Origin of the sequence: Granulicella paludicola, assembly GCF_025685545.1 — a bacterium.
Taxonomy (GTDB): domain Bacteria; phylum Acidobacteriota; class Terriglobia; order Terriglobales; family Acidobacteriaceae; genus Granulicella; species Granulicella paludicola.
The window spans coordinates 393425-414792 of record NZ_JAGSYC010000024.1; the positions used below are offsets into that span (position 1 = coordinate 393425).

The 21368-nt window shown below is 55.2% G+C and carries 10 protein-coding genes and 1 pseudogene; 8 read left to right on the forward strand and 3 right to left on the reverse strand.

Going from position 1 to position 21368, the window contains the following annotated elements:
* Positions 1-59 precede the first annotated feature (59 nt).
* From OHL14_RS10965 to OHL14_RS10980, 4 genes are all read left to right on the forward strand, one after another.
* On the forward strand, positions 60-2753 hold the full coding sequence (locus OHL14_RS10965; protein ID WP_263379388.1) for a glycoside hydrolase family 3 C-terminal domain-containing protein: 2694 nt from the start codon (positions 60-62) through the stop codon (positions 2751-2753).
* A gap of 73 nt (positions 2754-2826) precedes the next feature.
* Positions 2827-4152, forward strand: coding sequence for a xylose isomerase (gene xylA / locus OHL14_RS10970; protein WP_263379389.1), 1326 nt, complete (start codon positions 2827-2829; stop codon positions 4150-4152).
* 28 nt (positions 4153-4180) lie between these two features.
* Complete coding sequence (locus OHL14_RS10975) at positions 4181-5581, forward strand: glycosyl hydrolase family 8 (protein WP_263379390.1); 1401 nt, start codon at positions 4181-4183, stop codon at positions 5579-5581.
* Complete coding sequence (locus OHL14_RS10980; RefSeq protein WP_263379391.1) at positions 5578-8436, forward strand: glycosyl hydrolase 115 family protein; 2859 nt, start codon at positions 5578-5580, stop codon at positions 8434-8436. The genes OHL14_RS10975 and OHL14_RS10980 overlap by 4 nt, the downstream gene beginning before the upstream one ends.
* Before the next feature lie 23 nt (positions 8437-8459).
* Here the strand turns inward: OHL14_RS10980 and OHL14_RS10985 are convergent, their stop codons facing one another.
* Positions 8460-9407: an ROK family protein gene (locus OHL14_RS10985; protein ID WP_263379392.1), complete on the reverse strand. Its 948-nt coding sequence runs from the start codon at positions 9405-9407 to the stop codon at positions 8460-8462.
* Between the two features lie 63 nt (positions 9408-9470).
* Positions 9471-9656 (reverse strand): annotated as a pseudogene (locus OHL14_RS20230) (winged helix-turn-helix domain-containing protein); the annotation flags it as partial.
* Positions 9657-10417: 761 nt separating this feature from the next.
* Between OHL14_RS20230 and OHL14_RS10990 the strand changes: the two are divergent.
* Both OHL14_RS10990 and OHL14_RS10995 read left to right on the forward strand, forming a co-directional pair.
* Entirely contained in the window at positions 10418-14041 is a 3624-nt protein-coding gene (locus OHL14_RS10990) for a Plug and carboxypeptidase regulatory-like domain-containing protein (RefSeq protein WP_263379570.1), read from the forward strand.
* A 180-nt stretch (positions 14042-14221) separates the two neighbouring features.
* Entirely contained in the window at positions 14222-15985 is a 1764-nt protein-coding gene (locus OHL14_RS10995; RefSeq protein WP_263379393.1) for a tetratricopeptide repeat protein, read from the forward strand.
* A gap of 3 nt (positions 15986-15988) precedes the next feature.
* Here OHL14_RS10995 and OHL14_RS11000 read toward each other — a convergent pair whose 3' ends face one another.
* Positions 15989-17713 (reverse strand): CRTAC1 family protein, encoded by a 1725-nt coding sequence (locus OHL14_RS11000; protein WP_263379394.1) that lies wholly within the window; start codon positions 17711-17713, stop codon positions 15989-15991.
* A 476-nt stretch (positions 17714-18189) separates the two neighbouring features.
* On the opposite strand from OHL14_RS11000, the gene OHL14_RS11005 reads away from it, so the two are divergent.
* Both OHL14_RS11005 and OHL14_RS11010 read left to right on the forward strand, forming a co-directional pair.
* Entirely contained in the window at positions 18190-20232 is a 2043-nt protein-coding gene (locus OHL14_RS11005) for an alpha-N-arabinofuranosidase (RefSeq protein ID WP_263379395.1), read from the forward strand.
* Positions 20233-20248: 16 nt separating this feature from the next.
* On the forward strand, positions 20249-21358 hold the full coding sequence (locus OHL14_RS11010; protein WP_263379396.1) for an alpha/beta hydrolase: 1110 nt from the start codon (positions 20249-20251) through the stop codon (positions 21356-21358).
* Positions 21359-21368 lie beyond the last annotated feature (10 nt).

Consider the following 21368-nt stretch of genomic DNA (forward strand, 5'->3'; position numbering starts at 1 on the left):
GGTCTTTTACGAAGTAAATGTTTCAGGTGAAGAAAATTTGATTTTGCAGGGGTTCTGAGATGCGCGTCTTTCTTTCGATCGTTATTTTGAATCTAGGTCTGGCGGCATCAGCCCAGACGACAACGCTGGACTACATGAACCCGGCACGAACGCCGGAGCAGCGTGCGCATGACTTGGTCGCTCGGATGACTCTGGAAGAAAAGGCGGCCCAGACCCTGAATACCGCACCAGCCATTGCCAGACTCAACGTCCCTGCTTATGACTATTGGAACGAAGGTCTGCATGGCGTAGCGCGTTCTGGCTATTCGACCCTGTTTCCGCAGGCCATCGGCATGGCGGCAACGTGGGATGCTCCACTGCTGGGTGAAATTGGCGAGGTGGTCTCTACGGAAGCTCGCGCCAAGTACAACGAGGCTATACGCCACAATGTGCACAGCATTTACTTCGGCCTCACGATCTGGTCGCCGAACGTCAACATCTTTCGCGATCCGCGGTGGGGGCGAGGCCAGGAGACGTACGGCGAAGACCCGTATCTGACTAGTGAGCTTGGGCTGCATTTCATTCAGGGATTGCAAGGACCTGATCCTGAAAGACCCCGCGTAGTCGCAACACCGAAGCATTTTGCGGTGCATAGTGGGCCTGAAAGTGATCGGCATCGGTTCGATGTGGACCCTACGCCGCACGACCTCTGGGAGACTTATCTTCCGCAATTTCGGACTGCGATCGTGGATGCTAAGGCCGACTCGATCATGTGCGCTTACAACGCTATAGACGGTAAGCCTGCTTGTGCCAGCGATCTGCTACTTAAGACCATTCTGCGGGGCGAGTGGAAATTCAATGGTTTTGTGACCTCTGATTGCGGAGCCATCGACGACTTCTTTGAAAAGTCGGCACACCGCTATTCGGCTGATAAGGAGCATGCGTCGGCGACGGCGGTGCTCATGGGAGTAGACACAAATTGCGGGTCAACGTATAAGGCGCTACCGACGGCCGTCAGGCAGGGTTTGTTGACCGAGGCAGATCTAAATAAGGCGGTCGAGCGACTCTTTGTGGCACGCTTCAAGCTTGGTCTGTTCGACGATGCCGCGGCGGTTCCGTACGCTCATATTCCGTTTAGCGAAGATCGTTCTGCCGCGCACCTGGCCCTTTCGTTGAAGGCCTCAGAAGAGTCGATGGTATTGCTGAAGAATGATGGCATACTGCCGCTATCTGCGGGTAGGTATAAGACCATCGCTGTCATCGGACCAAACGCTGCTTCGCTTTCCGCACTCGAAGGAAACTACAACGCAGTGCCTAAAGATCCCCAGATGCCGGTGGAAGCTCTGCGTGCGGCATTTCCAGGGTCTCGGGTGATCTATTCGGAAGGTGCACCCTATGCCGATGGTGTCCCGCTTGCCGTTCCGACGACTATGCTTCGTCCCAGTCCCGATGCCAGCACGACTGGCCTCGCGGCCGAGTACTTCGTCGGCCACGCAGAGAATATGGCGGCGAGTTTTGAGGGTAAGCCGGTTGCGACGCGCACAGATGCCCAGGTGGACTTCGACTGGAACTCGGCCGCTCCGGTGGAGGGTCTTTCTCAGGAGTCTTTCGCTGTCCGCTGGAAGGGCTACATTGTGCCACCGCGTGTGGGAGATCTTGAGTTCAACATGCGGCTTGCGCACTGCTATCCATGCGGAGACCACGAGCACTTTGTCGTGAAAGTCGATGGCCGGGACGTGAGCACCTTTGCAACTGAAGGTGCAGAGGGTCGAGAGAGTACAACGCCGCGCTTCCATGTGAACTTCGCCGATACAAAGCCGCACGCCATCGAGGTGGATTACACGCATCATGCGCCTCTCTTTGGAGCCGGGATCACGCTGGAATGGGTACCTCCGCCAGGAATTTTGCAGGCTGAAGCCCTCAAGGCCGCGCAGCAGGCTGACCTCATTGTTGCGATGATTGGCCTTTCACCGGAGCTTGAAGGAGAAGAGATGAAGGTGCAGGTGGAAGGCTTTTCAGGAGGCGACCGCACTGACATCAAACTACCTGCAAGTCAGGAGCAGATGCTGGAGCAGGTAGCTGCCCTCGGCAAGCCTGTGGTAGCTGTGCTGCTTAATGGATCGGCAGTCGCCGTACCGTTTGCAGAGGCGCATGCGAACGCAATTCTCGAAGCCTGGTATCCGGGCGAGTTTGGCGGTAAGGCCATCGCGCGGACACTCAAGGGGGAAAACAATCCCGGCGGACGTTTACCTGTCACGTTCTATCGGAGCGTCGACGATCTTCCTGCGTTCAGCGATTACTCGATGCAAAACCGCACGTACCGCTACTTCAAAGGCAAACCTGAGTACGGGTTTGGTTACGGGCTCAGTTACACGAAGTTCAGCTACAAAAACCTTCGCGTGAAGAAGCCCATTCTCAAAGCAGGAGAACCGCTCACGGTTACCGTGTCGGTTGAAAATACAGGCGCGGTGGCGGGCGATGAGGTCGCACAGCTTTACTTAGTGCCGCCAGCGACAGGCAATGGCGGCCTGTCGCCTCAACTGCAGTTGGAAGGCTTCAAGCGCATCTCACTGAAGCGGGGTGAGACCCGTGAGGTGGACTTTACACTGACAGCTCGACAGCTCTCTCAGGTGGATGCAAAGGGGGAGCGCGAAGTGCAACCCGGCGAGTACCAGCTGGCGGTTGGCGGTGCACAACCGCATGACCCGCAAGCAGTGACACCGGCGCAGACGGCAACTTTCCGCATCGTGGGAAGTCAGACTTTACAGCACTAATTTGCGGTACAGCGTCCGTGATCGCACGGCAGAGAGCATGCCGCTTACGGCAACAGATAAATGGAGGAAGATTGTGGCGACTGAGTTTAGCGAGTTCGATGTAGTTAAGTTTGAAGGGCCGGATAGCACAAAGGCTCTGGCCTACCAGTTCTACAACGCAGAAAAGATCGTAATGGGTAGGCCGCTCAAAGATCACCTGCGTTTTGCTGTCGCGTACTGGCATTCCCTGGCGATGACTGGCGGCGACCCGTTTGGTGGTCCGACGATCCATCGCAACTGGATGAGCACAGGTGACCCAATCTCGCAGGCAAAGATGAAAGCAGATGCCGCGTTTGAACTCTTCCGGGTGTTAGACGTACCTTTCTTCTGTTTTCATGATGCGGACATGGCACCTGCGGGCGCCACGCTTGCAGAAACGTTGAAGAACTTTCATGCGATGGCGGATTACCTTGGCGACAAGATGCAGACATCGAAGACGAAGCTCTTGTGGGGTACAGCTAATCTTTTCTCTGCACCTCGTTTTATGGCTGGCGCTTCCACCAATCCTGATCCAGAGGTGTTTGCTTGGTCGGCAGCCACTGTGAAGCATTGCATGGATGTAACTAAGCAACTGGGTGGCCAGAATTACGTGTTGTGGGGCGGTCGTGAAGGTTACGAAACGTTGCTGAACACCGATATGAAGCAGGAGTTAGACCACATGGGCCGCTTTCTGTCCTTGGTGGTGGAGTACAAACACAAGATCGGGTTTGACGGCCAGATCCTGATCGAACCAAAGCCGAAGGAACCAACCTCGCATCAGTATGACTTTGATACGGCTACGGTGTACGGTTTCTTGAAGCGCTACGGGCTAGAAAACGAGGTGCGCGTCAATCTCGAAGCCAATCACGCTACCCTTGCAGGGCATAGCTTCGAGCATGAGATTGCAACGGCTGGGGCGCTCGGTATTTTGGGGTCTCTGGACATCAACCGTGGCGACGCGCTGCTGGGTTGGGATACCGATCAGTTTCCGAACGACCTTTGGACCATGACCATGAGCATGTATCACGTCATCAAGGCCGGAGGTCTCGGCAAGGGAGGTTGCAACTTCGATGCAAAGGTGCGGCGCCAGAGCTTCACGCCCGAGGACATGATCCATGCACATGTCGGCGGCATGGATCTGTGCGCGCGGGCATTTCTGACCGCGGCAGAGCTGATCGATGACGGCAACTATGATGCATTGCTGGCTGAACGTTACGCCGGCTGGCAGAGGCCGGAGGCAAAAGCCATGCTGAAGTCGATGACGCTTGAGGAAATCTCAGCCAGGGCGGAGAAGGACGAGATTGATCCGCAGCCGCGATCGGGCAAGCAGGAACAGATAGAAAATCTGTTGATGCGTTCCATTTATTCGGCGAAACTTTAGCGCCAATGTTCAAACAACGAGGTTTGACGTGAACAGACAGGATTTGCGGAGAATTACGCAAACGGGAGCGCTGCTGCTGGTGACAGTAGCGCTCTGCCCTCTTTTGAAAGCTCAAGGTGTCGACGAAGTCCTGAGCCGTAGGGGTGCTGCTTTCACTGGCGTGTATCGCAATCTTTTGAAAGAGCGCGGACACAGCTATGCAGAGATTGATGCGCGGCTGACGACCACTTTTCAGCAGCTCTTTCATGGAGACCCGCAGACGCAGGCCATCTACTATGGCGTGGGTTCCAATCAGAATGGCGCACTTGCTTATGTGACGGATGTGGCTAACCATGACGCACGTACAGAGGGCATGAGTTACGGCATGATGGTCGCGGTTCAGACGAACCACAAAGCTGAGTTTGATGCTCTTTGGAACTGGGCCAATACCTACATGCTCATCACCGACCCGAATAATCCATCGGTGGGCTATTTCGCCTGGTCTATGAATGTCGATGGAACGCCTCGATCCGATTCGCCCGCGCCAGATGGAGAAGAATACTTTGCGATGAGCCTCTACTTTGCGGCAAATCGTTGGGGCAATGGCAAGGGGATCTATGACTATCGTGCGCAGGCTGATCGCATCCTCCACGAGATGCGTCATCATAAGGTGCAGACTGGCACGGCGCCATTCCGGATTCATCCTCAGGATGAGCCCTTTGAGCCGAAGCGCCGAGTCGATCCAACCACGCGCACTTCTGTGCGGATAGCCAAGGTCGGTCCTATGGTGAATGAAGAGTTTTCCATGATCGATTTCGTCCCATCTTTTCCTGCCAACGGCTTCAGCGACCCGAGCTACCATCTACCCGCGTTTTACGAATTGTGGGCTCGATGGGGGCCTGTGGAGGATCGTGTGTTTTGGGCACGTGCTGCTAAAGCAAGTCGCCAGTATTTCGCCTTGGTAACAAATGCTGCTACGGGACTTTCTCCGGACTATAGCAACTTCGATGGATCGCCCAAGCTGACTCCATTCAACCCGCACTCGGGCGACTTCTCGTACGATTCTTGGCGTGTTGTCAGCAACTGGTCGGTAGACCAGAGTTGGTGGGCATCCGATCCGCAAGCACGTGCGTTGAGCGACCATATTCAGGGGTTTCTGTTCAAGCAGGGGATTGATACCTTCTCCGATCAGTACACGCTGGATGGCAAACCGCTCTCAACTCGTCACTCGACAGGAATGGTTGCGACGAACGCAGTGGGTAGCCTCGCGGCTACGTCTGGACCTATTGCCAGCGCTTTCGTTGATGAACTTTGGAACACCCCGGTTCCGAGCGGCGAGCAGCGCTACTACGATGGCCTGCTGTATATGATGAGCTTGCTTCATACCTCGGGTCAGTTCCGCGTCTGGGGACCGGTAATAGCGAAGCAGCGGGAAGGCCATGCGCGATGATGCACCGGTTTCTCACGGCGTGTCTGGCGTTTGGCATGGCCCATGCAACCGCCTATGCGCTCGGTGAGCCGCATCGTGTCTTCTTTACTGAACACCCCGGTGCATTTGCTCTCGCAGATGGTTCCCATTTAGCGCCACTGTATGTCGATCAAGCAGACTGGCCTGGCGTTTCTCGGGCTGTCGCGAGTTTCGCGGACGATCTTCATGCTGTCACCGGCGGGACTCCAGCCATTGTTCACGCATACCCAACGGAAGACTTCCTGCTTGTCGGCACGCTTGGTCATAGCGCTCTGATAGACCAGCTGGTTGCGAAGGGCAAGCTCGACGTCTCTGCTATTCGTGGTCGTTGGGAGACGTCCATCACGCAGGTAGTTACCGATCCGTGTCCGGGAGTACATCATGCTCTGGTCATCGCGGGCGCCGATAAGCGTGGAACGATCTTCGGCGTCTATTCTCTCTCTGAGCAGATAGGCGTTTCGCCGTGGAGTTGGTGGGCCGACGTCCGCATTCCACATCACGACGTACTTTCCGTGTCCCCTGGTCGTGATATCGCGAAGGAGCCTCGCGTGAAGTACCGCGGCATCTTTCTGAACGACGAAGCACCGGCGCTCAGCGGCTGGGCGAAGGAAAAGTTTGGAGGGATCAACCACCTCTTCTACGAGCACGTGTTTGAGCTATTGCTACGGCTTCGCGCTAACTATCTTTGGCCGGCCATGTGGGACAACGCCTTCAATGAGGATGATCCCATCGATCCGAAGCTGGCCGATGAATATGGCATCGTGATGGGCACGAGCCACCATGAACCTATGTTGCGCGCCCAACAGGAATGGAAACGTCACGGGACAGGACCATGGGATTACTCCACCAATGCAGCTGTTCTCGATGACTTCTGGGGTAAGGGAATCGAACGCAATCGTGAGTTTGAAAGCTCAATCACACTCGGCATGCGTGGAGATGGTGATATGGCCATGAGTGCCACCGCCAACACAGCGTTGCTGGAGAAGATCGTCGCAAGGCAACGAGAGATCATTGCCGCTAAGGCCGATCCCGCGATACGAAATCCGCAGATCTGGGCACTCTATAAAGAGGTGCAGAGCTATTACGAACAAGGTATGCGCGTGCCAGACGATGTGACCCTTTTATGGTGCGACGACAACTGGGGCAACCTTCGCAGACTGCCCACGGAGCAGGAGCGAAAACGCGCGGGTGGTGCCGGGATCTATTATCACTTCGACTATGTCGGCGACCCGCGCAACTACAAGTGGCTCCTTACCTACGATCTGCCGAAGATATGGGAGCAGATGCATCTTGCCGTCGAGTATGGTGCTGATCGCGTTTGGATCGTCAATGTAGGCGATCTCAAACCGATGGAGTTCCCCATCGAGTTTTTTCTGTCGATCGCGCGCGACCCCGACCGATGGAACAAAGATAATCTTGACGAATATACGCGATCCTGGGCGACACGAGAGTTCGGTTCTGAACACGCCGATGAGATTGCGCGCCTCGTTACGCTCTACACGAAGTACAACGCTCGTCGCAAGCCAGAGATGCTTGAACCAACCACCTACAAGTTGAACCCCGGCGGTGAGGCGGATCGGATAGAGAAGGATTGGAAGAGTCTGGCTGAGCGTGCCGAGCGGATCAACTCTGTCTTGCCACAGGAACAACGCGCCTCGTTCTTAGAATTAGTCCTCTATCCGATCAAAGCATCGGCGACCGTGGGTGAAATGTACATTGCCGCAGGGCGGAACAACCTCTATGCTCGCGAAGGACGCGCCAGTGCCAACTTCTGGGCGGAAGAAACGCGGCGGCTTTTTACCGAAGATGCAGCTCTTTCGTCGGAGTACAACCATCTTCTCAACGGCAAGTGGAATCACATGATGGATCAAACCCATATCGGCTATACCTACTGGCAGGAGCCGCCAGTAAATGCAATGCCAGCCGTACAAGAGGTACAGGTGCCGGCGGAGTCAAAGATCGGCGTCTTCGTCGGCGATCGGGAGCCCCGTCAAGGCGATCCGCCCATGGCACTGGGGGAGTTTGACAGTGTCAATCGGCAGCAGCGCATGCTTGATCTGGCTCCGATGAGTAGCAGTCCAGTGTCCTACGCCGTTAGTACGAATGCTCCGTGGATTCTTGTAAGTAGTCATTCAGGTGTGATCACACGGGATACGCCCTTAGCCGTTTCTATCGACTGGTCGAAGGTATTGGTGGGTCTCAATCAGGGCACCCTCGTGGTCTCCTCGAGCAATAGTCAGGAGTTTTCCTTCACGATCGAAGCCAGACGTCTGGCTGCGAGCGTGACTGGTTTTGTAGAAGATGATGGGGTCGTGGCCATCGAGGCCGAGCACGCGACCCGGAATCGAGTAGTCAATGACATTGGTTGGCAAGTTTTGCCAGGCTTTGGCGAGACGATGTCCGGGGTGGAAGCTTTCCCGGTTACCGCCAAGCCAACCACCGGCCAAGCGAAGCCTTGTCTCGACTATGAAATAACCTTGCTTAAAGATGGCCGACGCACTCTTGAAGTCGTCCTGGCTCCTACCTTACCGTTCGCGCCCGACCACGGGCTAAGGTTCGCAGTGAGTCTCGACGAGGGGACTGAAAGAGTGGTGGATGCTGGGATGCGCGATACAACCAAAGCCTGGGAGGCGATGGTTGGGGATGGTGTGCAAAAAGTGGAGATTCCCCTAGGCGACGTCTTCGCGGGGAAGCATACCCTACATGTCTGCCGAGTCGATCCCGGCGTTGTCCTTGAGCGCTTCCAGCTTTATGGGTCAACACGTCCTACGGAGTATCTGGGGCGTCCTGAGAGTGCGCGCGCGGGGGAGAGCGTTTCGCGGCCGTTGGCACCATAGGGAATCTAAATGATGGGCTGCTTTTACTTGCGTTGCTTTCCATGTGCTGACCGGTAATATCCTGAGTGGCGTTGAAGAACGACGGCGGCCGCGCCCCGGAGCAGAGCAAGTTCGCCATCGCCGGTCGACATCAAGCGGGGGCCACCCTTCGTTAGAAGTCCAGCAGTGCATTCGCGCTCGATGATTTCGCGGGCAATGTTCCAGAACATGGTCACGTCGCCCGCGAAGAGGATGGCTTCGGGCGAGAGGGCTGCGTCTACCATGCGCAGGCCTCGACCAATGGCCTCCGCCTGCCGATGCAGAGCTCCAAGTGCAGCCTCATCCTGATTGAGGGCCAGCGTGATCAGTTCGTTCATCGTGATCTTGCCGCTTTCCGGTCTCAGTTCACTGTAGTATCTGAGCGCAGCACTGGACGACGCGAACATCTCCCAACACCCGTGCTTCCCGCAGCCGCAAAGCGGGCCGTTTGCGTCTACGCAAACGTGTCCAAATTCACCCGCGAGGCCATTGCGACCGGTGATAAGGCGTCCGCCAGCCAACACAGATGTTCCAAGACCCTCGGAGATCGCGATTAGGACAACATCGCGCATCCCATCAAGATGTCCGAACCACAGCTCTGAGAGCAGACACGCGTTGGCATCATTCTCCAGCTCGACACGAAGCTTTAGCTTCTTGGAGAGTTCACCGCTGATGTCATAGTCGATCCATTTCAGGTTTGGCACCAGCACCAGTCGGTTCGTCTGCGGATCTACTCTTCCCGGTACGCTAAGCCCGACACCTTCAAAACTTTTGCCGGGGTGCTGTGAGCGTAGCTGGTTCATACCGACGGCGATGGCCTCTACGCTCGACTTGACACTTGACGCGAGTGGCACAAGCAGGCGAGAGAGGAAGCGACCGTTCAGGTCGACGACGGCAAGCACCGCCTGCGTTGGTCGCACATCGGCCACCAGCATAAGCAAGTCATCATTCAACAGCAGTTGGGTAGGGCGGCGTCCACGCGCGGTTCGAACCGTTGCGCTTTCTCTTATCCATCGCTCCTCTTTCAACTGCTCGACGATCGAAGAGACCGTACTTGGCTGAAGGCCTGATCGCCTGGCCAAATCAACGCGAGAGATGGGTTGGGCAGCCCGTATCTGCTCGAGTATCAAATCGCGATTGATGTCTCGGGTCAGTTCGCTGGACGCTACCTCGACGTACGCCAGTTCTCTGATCGCGCGCATCGGCGCCCGCTGATTTTTTTCGGGTCGTTCAGTCGGCGCTTTTCGTTGTTCTTTCGCTTTCACTGGCACCTTGCGTGCATCTTCGGATCAAACTTCCGTGAGTTCAAAGATATCGCACTTCTTGTTGAAGGATTCAGAAGGCAGATAGATGTTGGTTTTGCTGGACATGCATTCTTTTCCCCGAACTTTTATTTGTTTCGCAGACCAAACTTTATGTCTGCCAAACGGCAAGGCATGAGTATCTGCAGGAGTTTGCAAAAGGAATGGATATCAGGCCGAAACTCTAGAGGGAAAGCTAAGTACATATAAAATGAATATGTTAACAGCCTCAATCAGATGGTTGAGGCACCGTCTTGAAGGAAAGAAAGACCGTTGCCAATGCTCCTCGAATATATTTTTCGCTCACAAGAATAAGTATTGACAACAACCCTTCGCCGTATGTAAATACTTGTCCCGGTTACCTTCCTTGTTTTTCGTCGTTCTCTAATGGACTTTGCCTTGAGCCCATTCTGATCCGGAAATCGAGCGTTCGAACCCAGCACGCGTTATCCCGGCGAAGTCCTGGAAACGCCTGCTGACTCAAAGAGCGAAGAAATGATTCAGGAGATGGCATGCACACGAATCGACTCGACATTGCAATTGGCCAAGTGTTCCGCAAGACTTTATATACGCACCGTCAACCAGGTTTTCTAAGAGGAAGACTTTTCCGCCTTCCGGTACCTTTCCTTGCGCTCCTCGCGATGATTTTCTGTGTGGCGAGTATGCACGGCCAGACCACGGCCCAACTGTCCGGCACGGTGACCGATCCTTCCGGCGCGTTCGTTCCGGGAGCCAAGGTGGTACTTGTCAACGAAGCTACGCAGGATACACGTGTCGTAACAACGAATAGCGCGGGAGTCTATGCGTTTCCTGCGCTTTTGCCTTCGACATACACGCTTCAGGTTTCTGCGAAGGGCTTCGATCCGAAAAACCTGACCGGCATCGAACTCCACGCCGGCGATCAGCGGACCGTAACCGCGTTTACTCTCACTCTCGGCACCGATACTCAGGTTGTATCGGTCGAAGCATCCAGTGAGATGATTCCCGTCGACAACGGCCAGCGTGAAGCTGTTCTCAGCGCCAAGGATATCGAGAATCTGGCGCTTCAAGGCCGCGATACGACGGAGCTGCTAAAGGTTCTTCCCGGCGCCACGACGACGTCTGGCGGCCTGACCCAGAACAGCCCGTCGTTCAGTGATCTTAATGTTTCAGCGAATGAGAGTTCAATCGGTGGCGGTCTCAACATCAACGGCGTTCCGAACCGCGGTGGCACAGCTCTACTCTCAGACGGCGTGAGCGTGCTTGACCCGGGCGACATGGCTGGCTCTCTTGGAATCATCAGCCCGGAGATGACGCAGGAGGTCAGCGTCCAAACCTCCAACTTCGGAGCGTATCAGCAGAACGGTCCAGTCGTTGTAAGCGCGATCAGTAAGTCTGGAACCTCTCATCTCCACGGGGAAGGTTACTTCGATGCACGTAACGATGCCCTGAATGCAAACAACTGGTACAACAATCACCAGGGTATTGCCAAAGCCGGAGCGCACTACTATTACCCTGGCGGCAACGTAGGTGGCCCCGTGCCTTTCACCCACAACAAACTGTTCCTTTGGGGTGGTTATGAACGCTTCCTGCAGAACACTGGTAGCGGGAGCATTCTGCAATCCTTCATTCCTTCTCCCGAGATGCTGAGCGGCGACTTTACAAGTGACAACGCAGACAACCGCGCTCTCTGCCCCGGCGGATTTACATCTACGGCAACGAACTGGTGCAACAACCTGAATGGGACAATTCTGCCCGATGGAACGACTGTCACGAATGGCATCATTCCTTCTCAGTATCTTGATCCCGGTGCCAAGGCCCTCGCCGCTTTCTGGCCGAAGGCGAATACGAATCCGGCGTCCAACGGAAGCGGATACAACTACGTCCAGCCAATCAATAACACCAATAATGGCTGGATCTATCGCGCTCGGATGGATTACAACCTGAGCGATAACGATAAGTTTTACGTTGCTTACCAGCAGGCGTACAGTCAGGAGCTCGCCCAGGGCAATGGAGCGCATATCTATTGGACACCTGGCAACTCGATTCCGGCCCCAGGCGGCGGACTTGTCGGCAAGGTGTATACCAAGCAGATCTCCGGACACTTTGTTCACACCTTCAATGCTTCTACGACCAACGAATTCATCGCTGCGTGGGGCTTCGGCAGCTTTCCCTTCGGCCCTCCGAACCAAGCAGCTGCGGATAAGAGCACTCTTGGTTACACCTATGGTTCTGTGTTCAATGCGTCGCAGTTGATTCCGTCTTACAGCTCGGCCGGAAACCAGACTTTCCCTGATTTTTCGCAGGGAGACTGGTTCGAGCCGAATGGTTATTACCTTGTTCGTAAAGAAGTTCCAAGCTTCACGGATAACTTTACTAAGGTGTTCAGATCCCACACGATCAAGATCGGCGCCTACACGCAAAATACGGGCAATCTCCAAGGCAACGATGGTGTAAGTCCGAATGGCAGCATTTCAAGCTTCAGCGGCCAGCAGCCAAATATCATCACGGGTCGACAGGTGGGTTCACCGCAGAACCCTGTCGCTAACTTTGTCATCGGCGATGTCACCGGCTACTCAGAGAGCAATTCTGCTCCGGTAAGCGATATGGCCTACCAGAACACGGCGGTCTATATCGATGACTCATGGAAGGCGAGCCGACGGCTCAGCATTGAAGTTGGTGCGCGCTTCGAACATGTCGGTCATTGGTACGATCGGCAGGGGACAGGTATGGCTGTCTTTATCCCGAGCCGCGTCTTTTCCGATTACACCTCCGGCAAGATCGACCCAGGCTTCTACTGGCACGGAATCGATCCGTCAATTCCTCTAGGTGGTCAGCCGAACCGCTTCGCGTTCGTGTCGCCTCGTCTCGGCATGTCCTACGATGTGTCCGGAAATGGCAACACGGTCATTCATGGAGGATGGGGTGTGTACCGCTTTGCCGGTCAGTACAACGACTATGCTTCTGCGCTCACGACAGCGCAGGCGGTGAAGACCTACAATCTACCCGGCCAGCGCAGCGTTCTGCTGTCGCAGATCTCTCAGTTGGCGGTACCAACCTGCACCAAGGCACCCTGCGGGATTACAGGCACGCAGACCGGCCTGGACGCTAATGATTATGGCGTGCCGATAACGTATGCCTATAACCTGACAATCGATCACCGGTTCAAATGGAACACGTTGCTCGACGTCGCCTATGTTGGCAATACAAGTAGCCAGATTCTTGATGCCGGTGAAACGATTGAAGGCAGCAACTTCAACGCTTTAGCCGATAAGAATAAGACGCCCGTTGGCGCGTACTTCAAGCCCGATCCCATCACGGGTGTCATCTCTCTGAACCCAGAGAACCTTGGGACCAATCCAGATGGAACGAAGACGGGCAACGCTGCAGCCGACTATCGTCCCTACGGATATGCGTATGGAACCAACAGCGTCTATCAGCCACAAAGCACAGACTACTCGAACTACAACGGCCTGCAAGTGGCTTACCTAAAGACTTCAGGTAAGTTGACGTTCGATTTCAACTTCACGTGGTCGAAGACGCTGGGCACAGCTCTGCAGGCAGATCCTTTCGTGCTGCGCCATAATTACGGCGTAGAGGCGATCGATCGTCCTTTTGTCTTCAACTCTTCCTATACGTATCAGGTTGGTAAGTTCAACCACGGGAACGAACTGGTACGTGGAGCTCTCAGTGGATGGACTATCTCTGGTATTTCGACATGGCAGGCGGGTGGTAGTTTGCTTGCACTGCTAGGTAATGGCGTGCCGAACTACGGCCTTACCGAAACCTATCAGAACATTCCTGCGGCAGCTGCCGCTAATGGAGTGACCTCTGGAATCGGAACGGCAACGTACTTCGGAACCGATGCTCCAATCGCCATCCAACCAGTTCTTACTTGTAACCCGAACAAAGGACTTGCTTACTACCAGAGGCTTCAGCTCAAGTGCTTCTCGGCTCCAGCCGTGGGCACCAATGGCGGACAAGCTTACCCCTATATGAGCATGGCCTCGTTTTTTGACAATGATCTGGCTATCTACAAGTCTTTCCATGTAGTGAAGGCACAGAGCGTACAGGTTCGCTTTTCTGCCTTCAACTGGCTCAATCATCCATTACCGCAGTTCAGCTCCGCTAACCAGGTCACGCTCAAATACAACGTTGACTACAACTCCAAAGCGATCACGCTCAACCAATGTCCTGTTGGCAGCCCGAACTGCGGTGGTACCAGCCCTACCTTCGGATTCCTCGATTCGAAGACTCAAGGTCCGTACGAGCGCATCATCGAGCTGAACATCAAATACCTTTTCTAACGTTAGACTCCTCCCAGCCGGAGTGCGCATTCAGCGCGCTCCGGCTGTCTTTTGCCTATCACCTTTGTCTATCGACATCTACCGCTACGAACCTCTATGCTGCAGACGGATTGAAACATGATGAAGACTGGATCTAGAACTCGGGCTCATCTCTTCTATCGGTGCCTGATCCTCATTTTTATGACTGATATAGCAGGCGCTCAGCACACCCCAACGCCGAGTTCGACTGGCGAATCAATTCTGCAAAAACGCTATAGTGGCGCGCAGCGTTTTCAGGCTTCTGGAGATCTTTCCCACGCAGCCGAGCAGTACCGTATCTTCCTAGCCGACGCTCTGGGTGAGATTGCTTCTGGATGGGCACAAGCCGGCCAATATGCCGCAGCAAAGGATGATTTCGACGAAGCTCTTCGCTTAGTGCCCGACTTTCCGGTACTGCAATTGGAATACGCCCATGCTGCTTTGAGATCAGGAGACACCGATCATGCTGAGATGCTGGCGAACGAACTACTACAGAAATATGCTGGCCAGGTGAAAGTCGAGACTGAGGCACATCGAATCCTTGGCGAAGCGTTTCTGGCTGGAGATAGGAACGCAGAGGCTAAAGTTCAGTTTGAAGCCGCCGTGCTTTTAGACGCGAGCTTCGCTAATGGTTATGAACTGGCAGTAGCCGAACTTAATCTTGGCGATCTGGAAGCTGCAAGGAAGGTTTTCGCAGAGATGCTCTCGTCTTTCGGCGATACGGCTGCGCTGCACATGTACTTTGGTCAGGCGTATGGAAACTCTGACTTTCAGTCTGAAGCGGTCGCCGAGTTCCAAAAAGCACTTGAGAAGGAACCGCATCTACGCGGCGTCCATTATTCGCTTGCTGTCGCATACCTCGCTGCAGAAGGCGACTCAAAGCTGGCAGCGGCGGAATCGCAGTTGCGGGAAGAAATATCAATTTCGCCAAGTGATGCCCTGGCGTATTCTGCGCTTGGACATCTGCTTGCAACACATGGCGAGGGTGCAGCGGATCGAGCTCAAGCCGAATTCAATCTGAAGAAATCGACAGAGCTCGATTCGATGAATCCGGACAGCTTTCTCTATCTGGGGCAGTTCTATGCCGATCAAAAGCGGTTGCCCGAAGCAGAAGGGGCTCTGCGCAGATCCATCGCGCTCACCCCCGATGTTTCGCGGAATGCGTTTCAGGTTCAGAAAGCCCATTATCTTCTTGCACGTCTGTTGATGCAAACAGGAGATAAAGTCGAAGCCGAAAAAGAATTCGCTGTATCGCAAGCACTGCTGAAACAGAATCTCTCACGAGACCAAGGACGGCTCTCGGAGTATCTCGGTGAGAAAGGGAGATCCGGAGTTGCGGCTGAATTCAAACAGTCGATGCAGGCTCCTGGTCAGATCTCTGCAAATCATCTTCAATCGACAGGCGCTGTGGACGCCTTCGAGACTCGTCTGAAGCCTGCCATCGCGGACAGCTACAACAATCTAGGCGCCGTCGCGGCCAGCACAGAGGATTATGGTGTAGCACTCACTTACTTTCAGCGTGCACGCGTGTGGGACCCGTCGACTCCTGGCCTCGATTTTAACTGGGGACGAGCTGCCTTTGCAGCCGCTAAATACGATCAGGCAGTAGCTCCGCTCCGTCGCTATCTTCTTGCTCATCCACATGAGGATGGTGCGCGACGCGTTCTCGGCTTGAGCGAATTTATGATCAAAGACTACGGAGGCGCACGCGAAACTCTTGCGTCACTTGCGTTGAATCGCGAAGAGTCACCGAAAATTCAGTTCGCCTACGCGGACTCCCTGCTCCGGACTGGCGATGCCTCTGCCGCTATTCCTCTCTTGGAGTCATTGCGAAAGAACAGCCCGGAGGTGCCGGAGGTTTCGTCCGCGTTGGTTGAGGCATACGCGGCAGCTGGAAGGAAATCGGAACGGCCCCTAGGGAAGTAAGAATTATCGATTTGGTTGACCTGGTTTGATTCTTTCTGGAGAAGTGACGCCGGTGCCCTCTAAGAGCGAATAGATCCGATCGGCCTGAAGATTCTTGACCAGATCCTTCTTGCCAGAAGGCCAGGTAATCTCAATCAAGTCGACCTTTTCGTGGCTGCCCAATCCGAAGTGCAGGCGAAGGTCATTCTGTGACAGGTAGCCTCCTCCGCTCAACACCTCACCTACCTGTATAAGGTCTCCAGCCAAAACGCGTACGCGTGCGTTGAGTGCGAGGCGGTTACTCTTCGTACCCGCCAGCTCAAAACCTATCCAGTGGTTGTGCTCGGTATTCTCAGACCTCAAAATCATCGGTCCGCCTTCAATGTTCTCTACGACTAATTCAAGGTGTCCATCGTTGAAGAGATCTCCGACCGCCAATCCTCGGCTCACTTGAGCTACTTGAAGAGCAGGTCCGGCGGCTTTGCTTGCATCGCGAAATGTTCCATCGTGGTTATTGAGGAAGAGCAACTTTGGCTCGCGGTACTTTGTGCCAACCTCCTTCGAATCGACCTGCGGATAGACATGGCCATTCACCTGGAGAAGATCGACCCAACCATCATTGTCGGCATCGAAAAATGCATCACCCCATCCCACGTACGGAGCGGTTGCTCGAACGAGTCCAGCCTCGGAAGATACGTCACTGAAGCTCAGATTGCCATCATTTCGAAAGAGCGTCGTATACTCCTCGCTGAAATGCGAAAGCGCAAGAGAGAAGCGCCCGGTATGCAGGTCATCGCCAACGGCTACGCCCATATTGGCTTGCTCATATCCATCCTTATTGACTGCTAGACCTGATGAATAGGCGACGTCCGTAAAGCGTCCCCCACCGTCGTTGCGATACAAGTAATTTGGCTCTCCATCGTTTGCAACAAATAGATCGAGCTTGCCGTCGCCGTTGAAATCAGACCAAACGGCGGACAATCCAAAATATCTCTGAGGGTCGTCAACTCCAGCTTCCTTCGATACCTCTGCGAAGGTGCCGTCTCCATTGTTGTGATACAGGGAATCGGGCGAGCCTCTCAATCCGCGAGGTCCGCACTGCACCGCAATATCGTGATAGGTGCAGGTCTTCTTCGAGCCTAAAGTGGGCAGATCATTCAGGTCGAGGTCGACATAGTGAGGCACGAACAAATCGACATTTCCGTCGCCATCGTAGTCGCCAAAGACTGCGCCGGTTGCCCAGCCCTGGTCTCTGCTCAGTCCCGAGACCTTCGTCACATCCGTAAACGTGCCATCACCATTGTTGCGATACAAAACGACGCCGCCGAAACATGAAACGAGGAGATCGGGCCAGCCATCATTGTTGTAGTCGCCGACGGCTGCACCCATTGCCCAGCATGGATATCCAACGCCTGCCTTGTCGGTCACGTCGGTAAAGGTTCCATCCCGATTACTGCGATAAAGTGCGCTCCTGGCTTTTGTCCCAGCTAGAGACATGGCGACATCCGGCGCGTTGGTGAAGAAAATATCAGGCCACCCATCCCGATCGAAGTCGATCAGGGCTACACCGCCGCTCATGGATTCAACGATGTAGCGTTTATCTATTGAGGATAGGTGTGCGAAATGAACGCCCGTGCCGGCCGTTATGTCGTCCAAGATAACTGCCGCCCTCTTGCCGGGAGGCGATCCTTTCACCGGAGGGTGGTCTGGCGAAGGAGTTGTTTGAGTTTGTGCAACAACAGCGGGCATCAGAAAAGAAAAAACGATGCACTTTGCAAGCGCTAGAGTGCATGCGTGACCTGCCAAGGTAAAGCGTCGCAACCAATCGACAGGCCCACACTTGGGCCGCCTGTCTTCTTTCGGAACCGCGGTAGGGAACTGCTGGGGTCTCATCGGATTGGTGTCCCCTTGCAAGGCCGAATGGATTGCAAGGTAGCAGATACGATTATCATATTTCGAATACTCAGTGCTTGGATGTTAGCTGATTAAGCATATATTGCAGCCAACGAAAGATATGCTCAGAATTCGAATTCACCACGCAACACAAGATTATCTTTTCAGCACGGAACTTAATCTACGCAGGCCCCTTGCGTAAAGTCGCCTTGCTTGAATATATTTGGGCGGTCAAAATTATGCGCCCAATGCTGAGTGCCGTTCTACATAAGCGAACTCCCTTTTTCAGAGGGCTACTTGTTCTCGGCTTCTCCTATTTAGCCGCTGGAGCCTTGTCTCAGACACCTGACATTACAGCGGCCATCGACATTTCGAAAACAGGCGCAACTATCTCCAAGAACATGTATGGGCAATTTTTAGAACATGGCGGAGATATCGTCAATGAGGGCCTCTGGTCGGAGATGCTTGTCGATCGGAAATTCTTCTACCCGATAGAGACGACCGCGCCGACACCACCCCCTGCGATTGGCAATGCTGCCGGAAATCCGCGTTTCGCGAATATCCCGAAGCGCTGGTGGAGCCCTGTGGGCGGAGACAGCGTCGTTACGATGGACAATAAAGCTCCCTACACTGGCGACCAATCGCCGAAGGTGCGCCTTGGCGGGGCTGAGCCGCATGGTATCAAACAGTCGGGGCTCGTCATCCGGGCTAGGAAAGCGTACACCGGCCGCATTATTCTCGCTGGCACTCCGGGCACGGTTGTCAGGATCGCTCTGATCTGGAACGACGGCGCTCATGGTCGCCAAACCATTACCGTCCACTCTCTGAGCCGGGGCTATCGTACCTATGCCTTGCGTTACATCGCCGACGCCGACAGCGACAACGCCGTGCTCGAGATTACAGGCACTGGTCGCGGCCAGTTCCACGTCGGCGCGGTCTCGTTGATGCCGGCGGACAACGTTAGCGGGTTTCGCCCGGAAATCATCGCCGTGCTCAGGCAACTGCGCTTCGGCGTTCTTCGCTTCCCCGGTGGCAACTTTGTTTCTTCCTACGAGTGGCGAGATGGGGTGGGGAGCATCGACACGCGGCCGCCCATCTTTGATCCTGTGTGGCACGCTTTGCAGCCGAATGACGTTGGCACGGATGAGTTCCTGACATTATGCAGACTGGTAGGCGTTGACCCATATATCACGGTTAACGCCGGCTTTGGTGATGCTTGGTCAGCGCGCGAGTTGGTGGAGTATACGAACGGCGCTGCCACCACGCCCATGGGCAGGTGGCGCACGCAGAACGGTCATCCGGCACCCTACAACGTCAAGCTGTGGGGCATCGGCAACGAGCCCTGGGGTGACTATCAGATGGGTGCGATGGCGCTGCCGCAGTACGAACTGAAGCACAGTCTTTTCGCTAAAGAGATGAAGAAGATCGATCCTACCATCACACTGATTGCCGGTGGCGCCATGCCGGACGTGATGGAAGGCGCCGATCAGGCCCGCCGCATCAACGGGCAGTATGTGCCGGATTATCTTTCCTCAGCCGACTGGACCGGTCAACTGCTTTTGCACTGTTTGCCGAACATCGACATGGTGAGTGAGCATTACTATGCCTCTGGCAGCGTGCACACCGACATGAGATTGGGCAAAAAGGTGCCTATTGAGCCTCCACTCTCCTCGATCGAGTTGCAGCGTGCCGCCGCGGTACAAGTGCGCGCCAAGTACGAGCACTACGAGAGGTACTTGGAACTGATTCCAGCGCTCAGGGCCAAGCCGGTGCCCATCGCTATCGACGAGTGGGCCTACTTCCTGCCTGGCAAGCGCGACTCCTATTCGACCGTTCCTGCCTACGCCTGGGCCTTCCACGAGATGTTCCGCCACTCCGAAATCTTCCAGATGGCGAACCTCACTTTTGCTACCTCGACTTTCAGTTCCAACGGCGCCGAGGCTGTGCTCAATCCGACGGGACTGCTGTTCAAGATGTACCGCGACCACTTTGGTGTCATTCCAGTGGAGGTTAGCGGCAATTCGCCGCAGCCGAAGCCCCGCTTCCCTGCGGGCGGAGATCAGCCTGCGATCAACCCCGGCAGCCCGACGTATCCGCTGGACGTAAGCGCCGCTCTCAGTGTGGACCGTAAGACCCTCGCTATTGCAGTGCTCAACCCGTCTGATGTCGAACAGAGTCTTCATCTGGACATCCACGGTGCAGCTCTAGCCTCCGCGGGCAAACTGTGGCGTATGGCGCCCAACTCCATCGATGCCACGGTCAAGGCTGGTTCGCCTGCGGAGGTGAAGGTCGAAGAACAGTCACTCGGCACACTGCCAGCCGTGGTCACACTTCGCCCCTACAGCGTCAACATCTACTCCTACCCCGTTCAATAGAGGCCCGTCCAAAGCCATGCTCCAAGCTCGCAAGCTCTTCCACCGCGTCACCATTTTCATCGCTCTGGCAAGCGGCGCATCGCTCGGAGCGCAGGTGCAAACCATCGTCCCGCCTTTGATACCAGGCGCGAAGCCAGCTACGGTGGAACACATCAAGGTGCATAGCGCGGCCATCGAGGGCAACCTTGAAGGCGAGCCAGCCGATCGCGATGTGATCGTCTTTCTGCCGCCCAGCTATAAGCACGACACCGGACGCCACTATCCGGTGTTGTACGCACTGCATGGGTACTTCATCGGTGCCCAACAATGGAGTGGTGAGATCCACGTGCCGCAGACGATCGAGGGTGCTTTTGCGCAGGGCGCAAGGGAGATGATCGTTGTCCTGCCCGACTCTAAGACCGTCTATCTGGGATCGTTCTATTCCAGTTCGGTAACCACTGGCGACTTCGAGCGTTTTATCTCCCATGACCTGGTGGACTATATCGACGCGCACTACCGTACCCTGCCGACGCGTGAAAGCCGTGGCTTAGTAGGCCATTCTATGGGTGGATACGGCGCTTCTCGTATTGGGATGAAGCATCCCGATGTGTTTGGCGCTCTGTACATCATGAGTCCCTGCTGTCTATCACCCCTGATGGACGGCGGCCCGGCGCCGGTCGGCGATGCGAAGCAACGCGCAATCGATAGCGAGAAGAGAGCCATCACCGCGAGGTCGCCAGCAGAACTCGCTGCCGCATCGCCCGGTTTCGCTGCCTCGCCCTACGCCACCGCAGCCGCGTGGGCACCCAACCCAAAGAATCCGCCTCTTTATTTTGACCTCCCCACCAAAGATGGTATTCCGCAACCGGAGATCATCGCCAAGCTTGCAGCCAATGCACCTCTGGCCTTTGTGGACCAGTACATCGGCAGTCTTAAGCAGTACCGCGCCATCGCGATGGACGTGGGCGACCAGGACGGGTTGCGCTTGGACGCGGCGAAACTTCACGCGGTGCTTGACCGCTACGGCATCGTCAACGCTTTTACGATTTATCCCGGGACGCACACCAGCGCTGTGGCGGACCGCTTCCAGAACTTTGTCATGCCGTTTTTCAGCAAAAACCTCTGCTTTACGGACCCCTGTCACTAAGATCCAGCAA

What these genes read in the sequence shown, in the direction of transcription:
- OHL14_RS10965 (WP_263379388.1), top strand. Translation starts at nt 60, where the DNA reads ATGCGCGTCTTTCTTTCGATCGTTATTTTGAATCTAGGTCTGGCGGCA.
- OHL14_RS10980 (WP_263379391.1), top strand. Translation starts at nt 5,578, where the DNA reads ATGATGCACCGGTTTCTCACGGCGTGTCTGGCGTTTGGCATGGCCCAT.
- OHL14_RS10990 (WP_263379570.1), top strand. Translation starts at nt 10,418, where the DNA reads ATGCACGGCCAGACCACGGCCCAACTGTCCGGCACGGTGACCGATCCT.
- OHL14_RS10995 (WP_263379393.1), top strand. Translation starts at nt 14,222, where the DNA reads ATGACTGATATAGCAGGCGCTCAGCACACCCCAACGCCGAGTTCGACT.
- OHL14_RS11000 (WP_263379394.1), bottom strand. Translation starts at nt 17,713, where the DNA reads ATGCCCGCTGTTGTTGCACAAACTCAAACAACTCCTTCGCCAGACCAC.
- OHL14_RS11010 (WP_263379396.1), top strand. Translation starts at nt 20,249, where the DNA reads ATGCTCCAAGCTCGCAAGCTCTTCCACCGCGTCACCATTTTCATCGCT.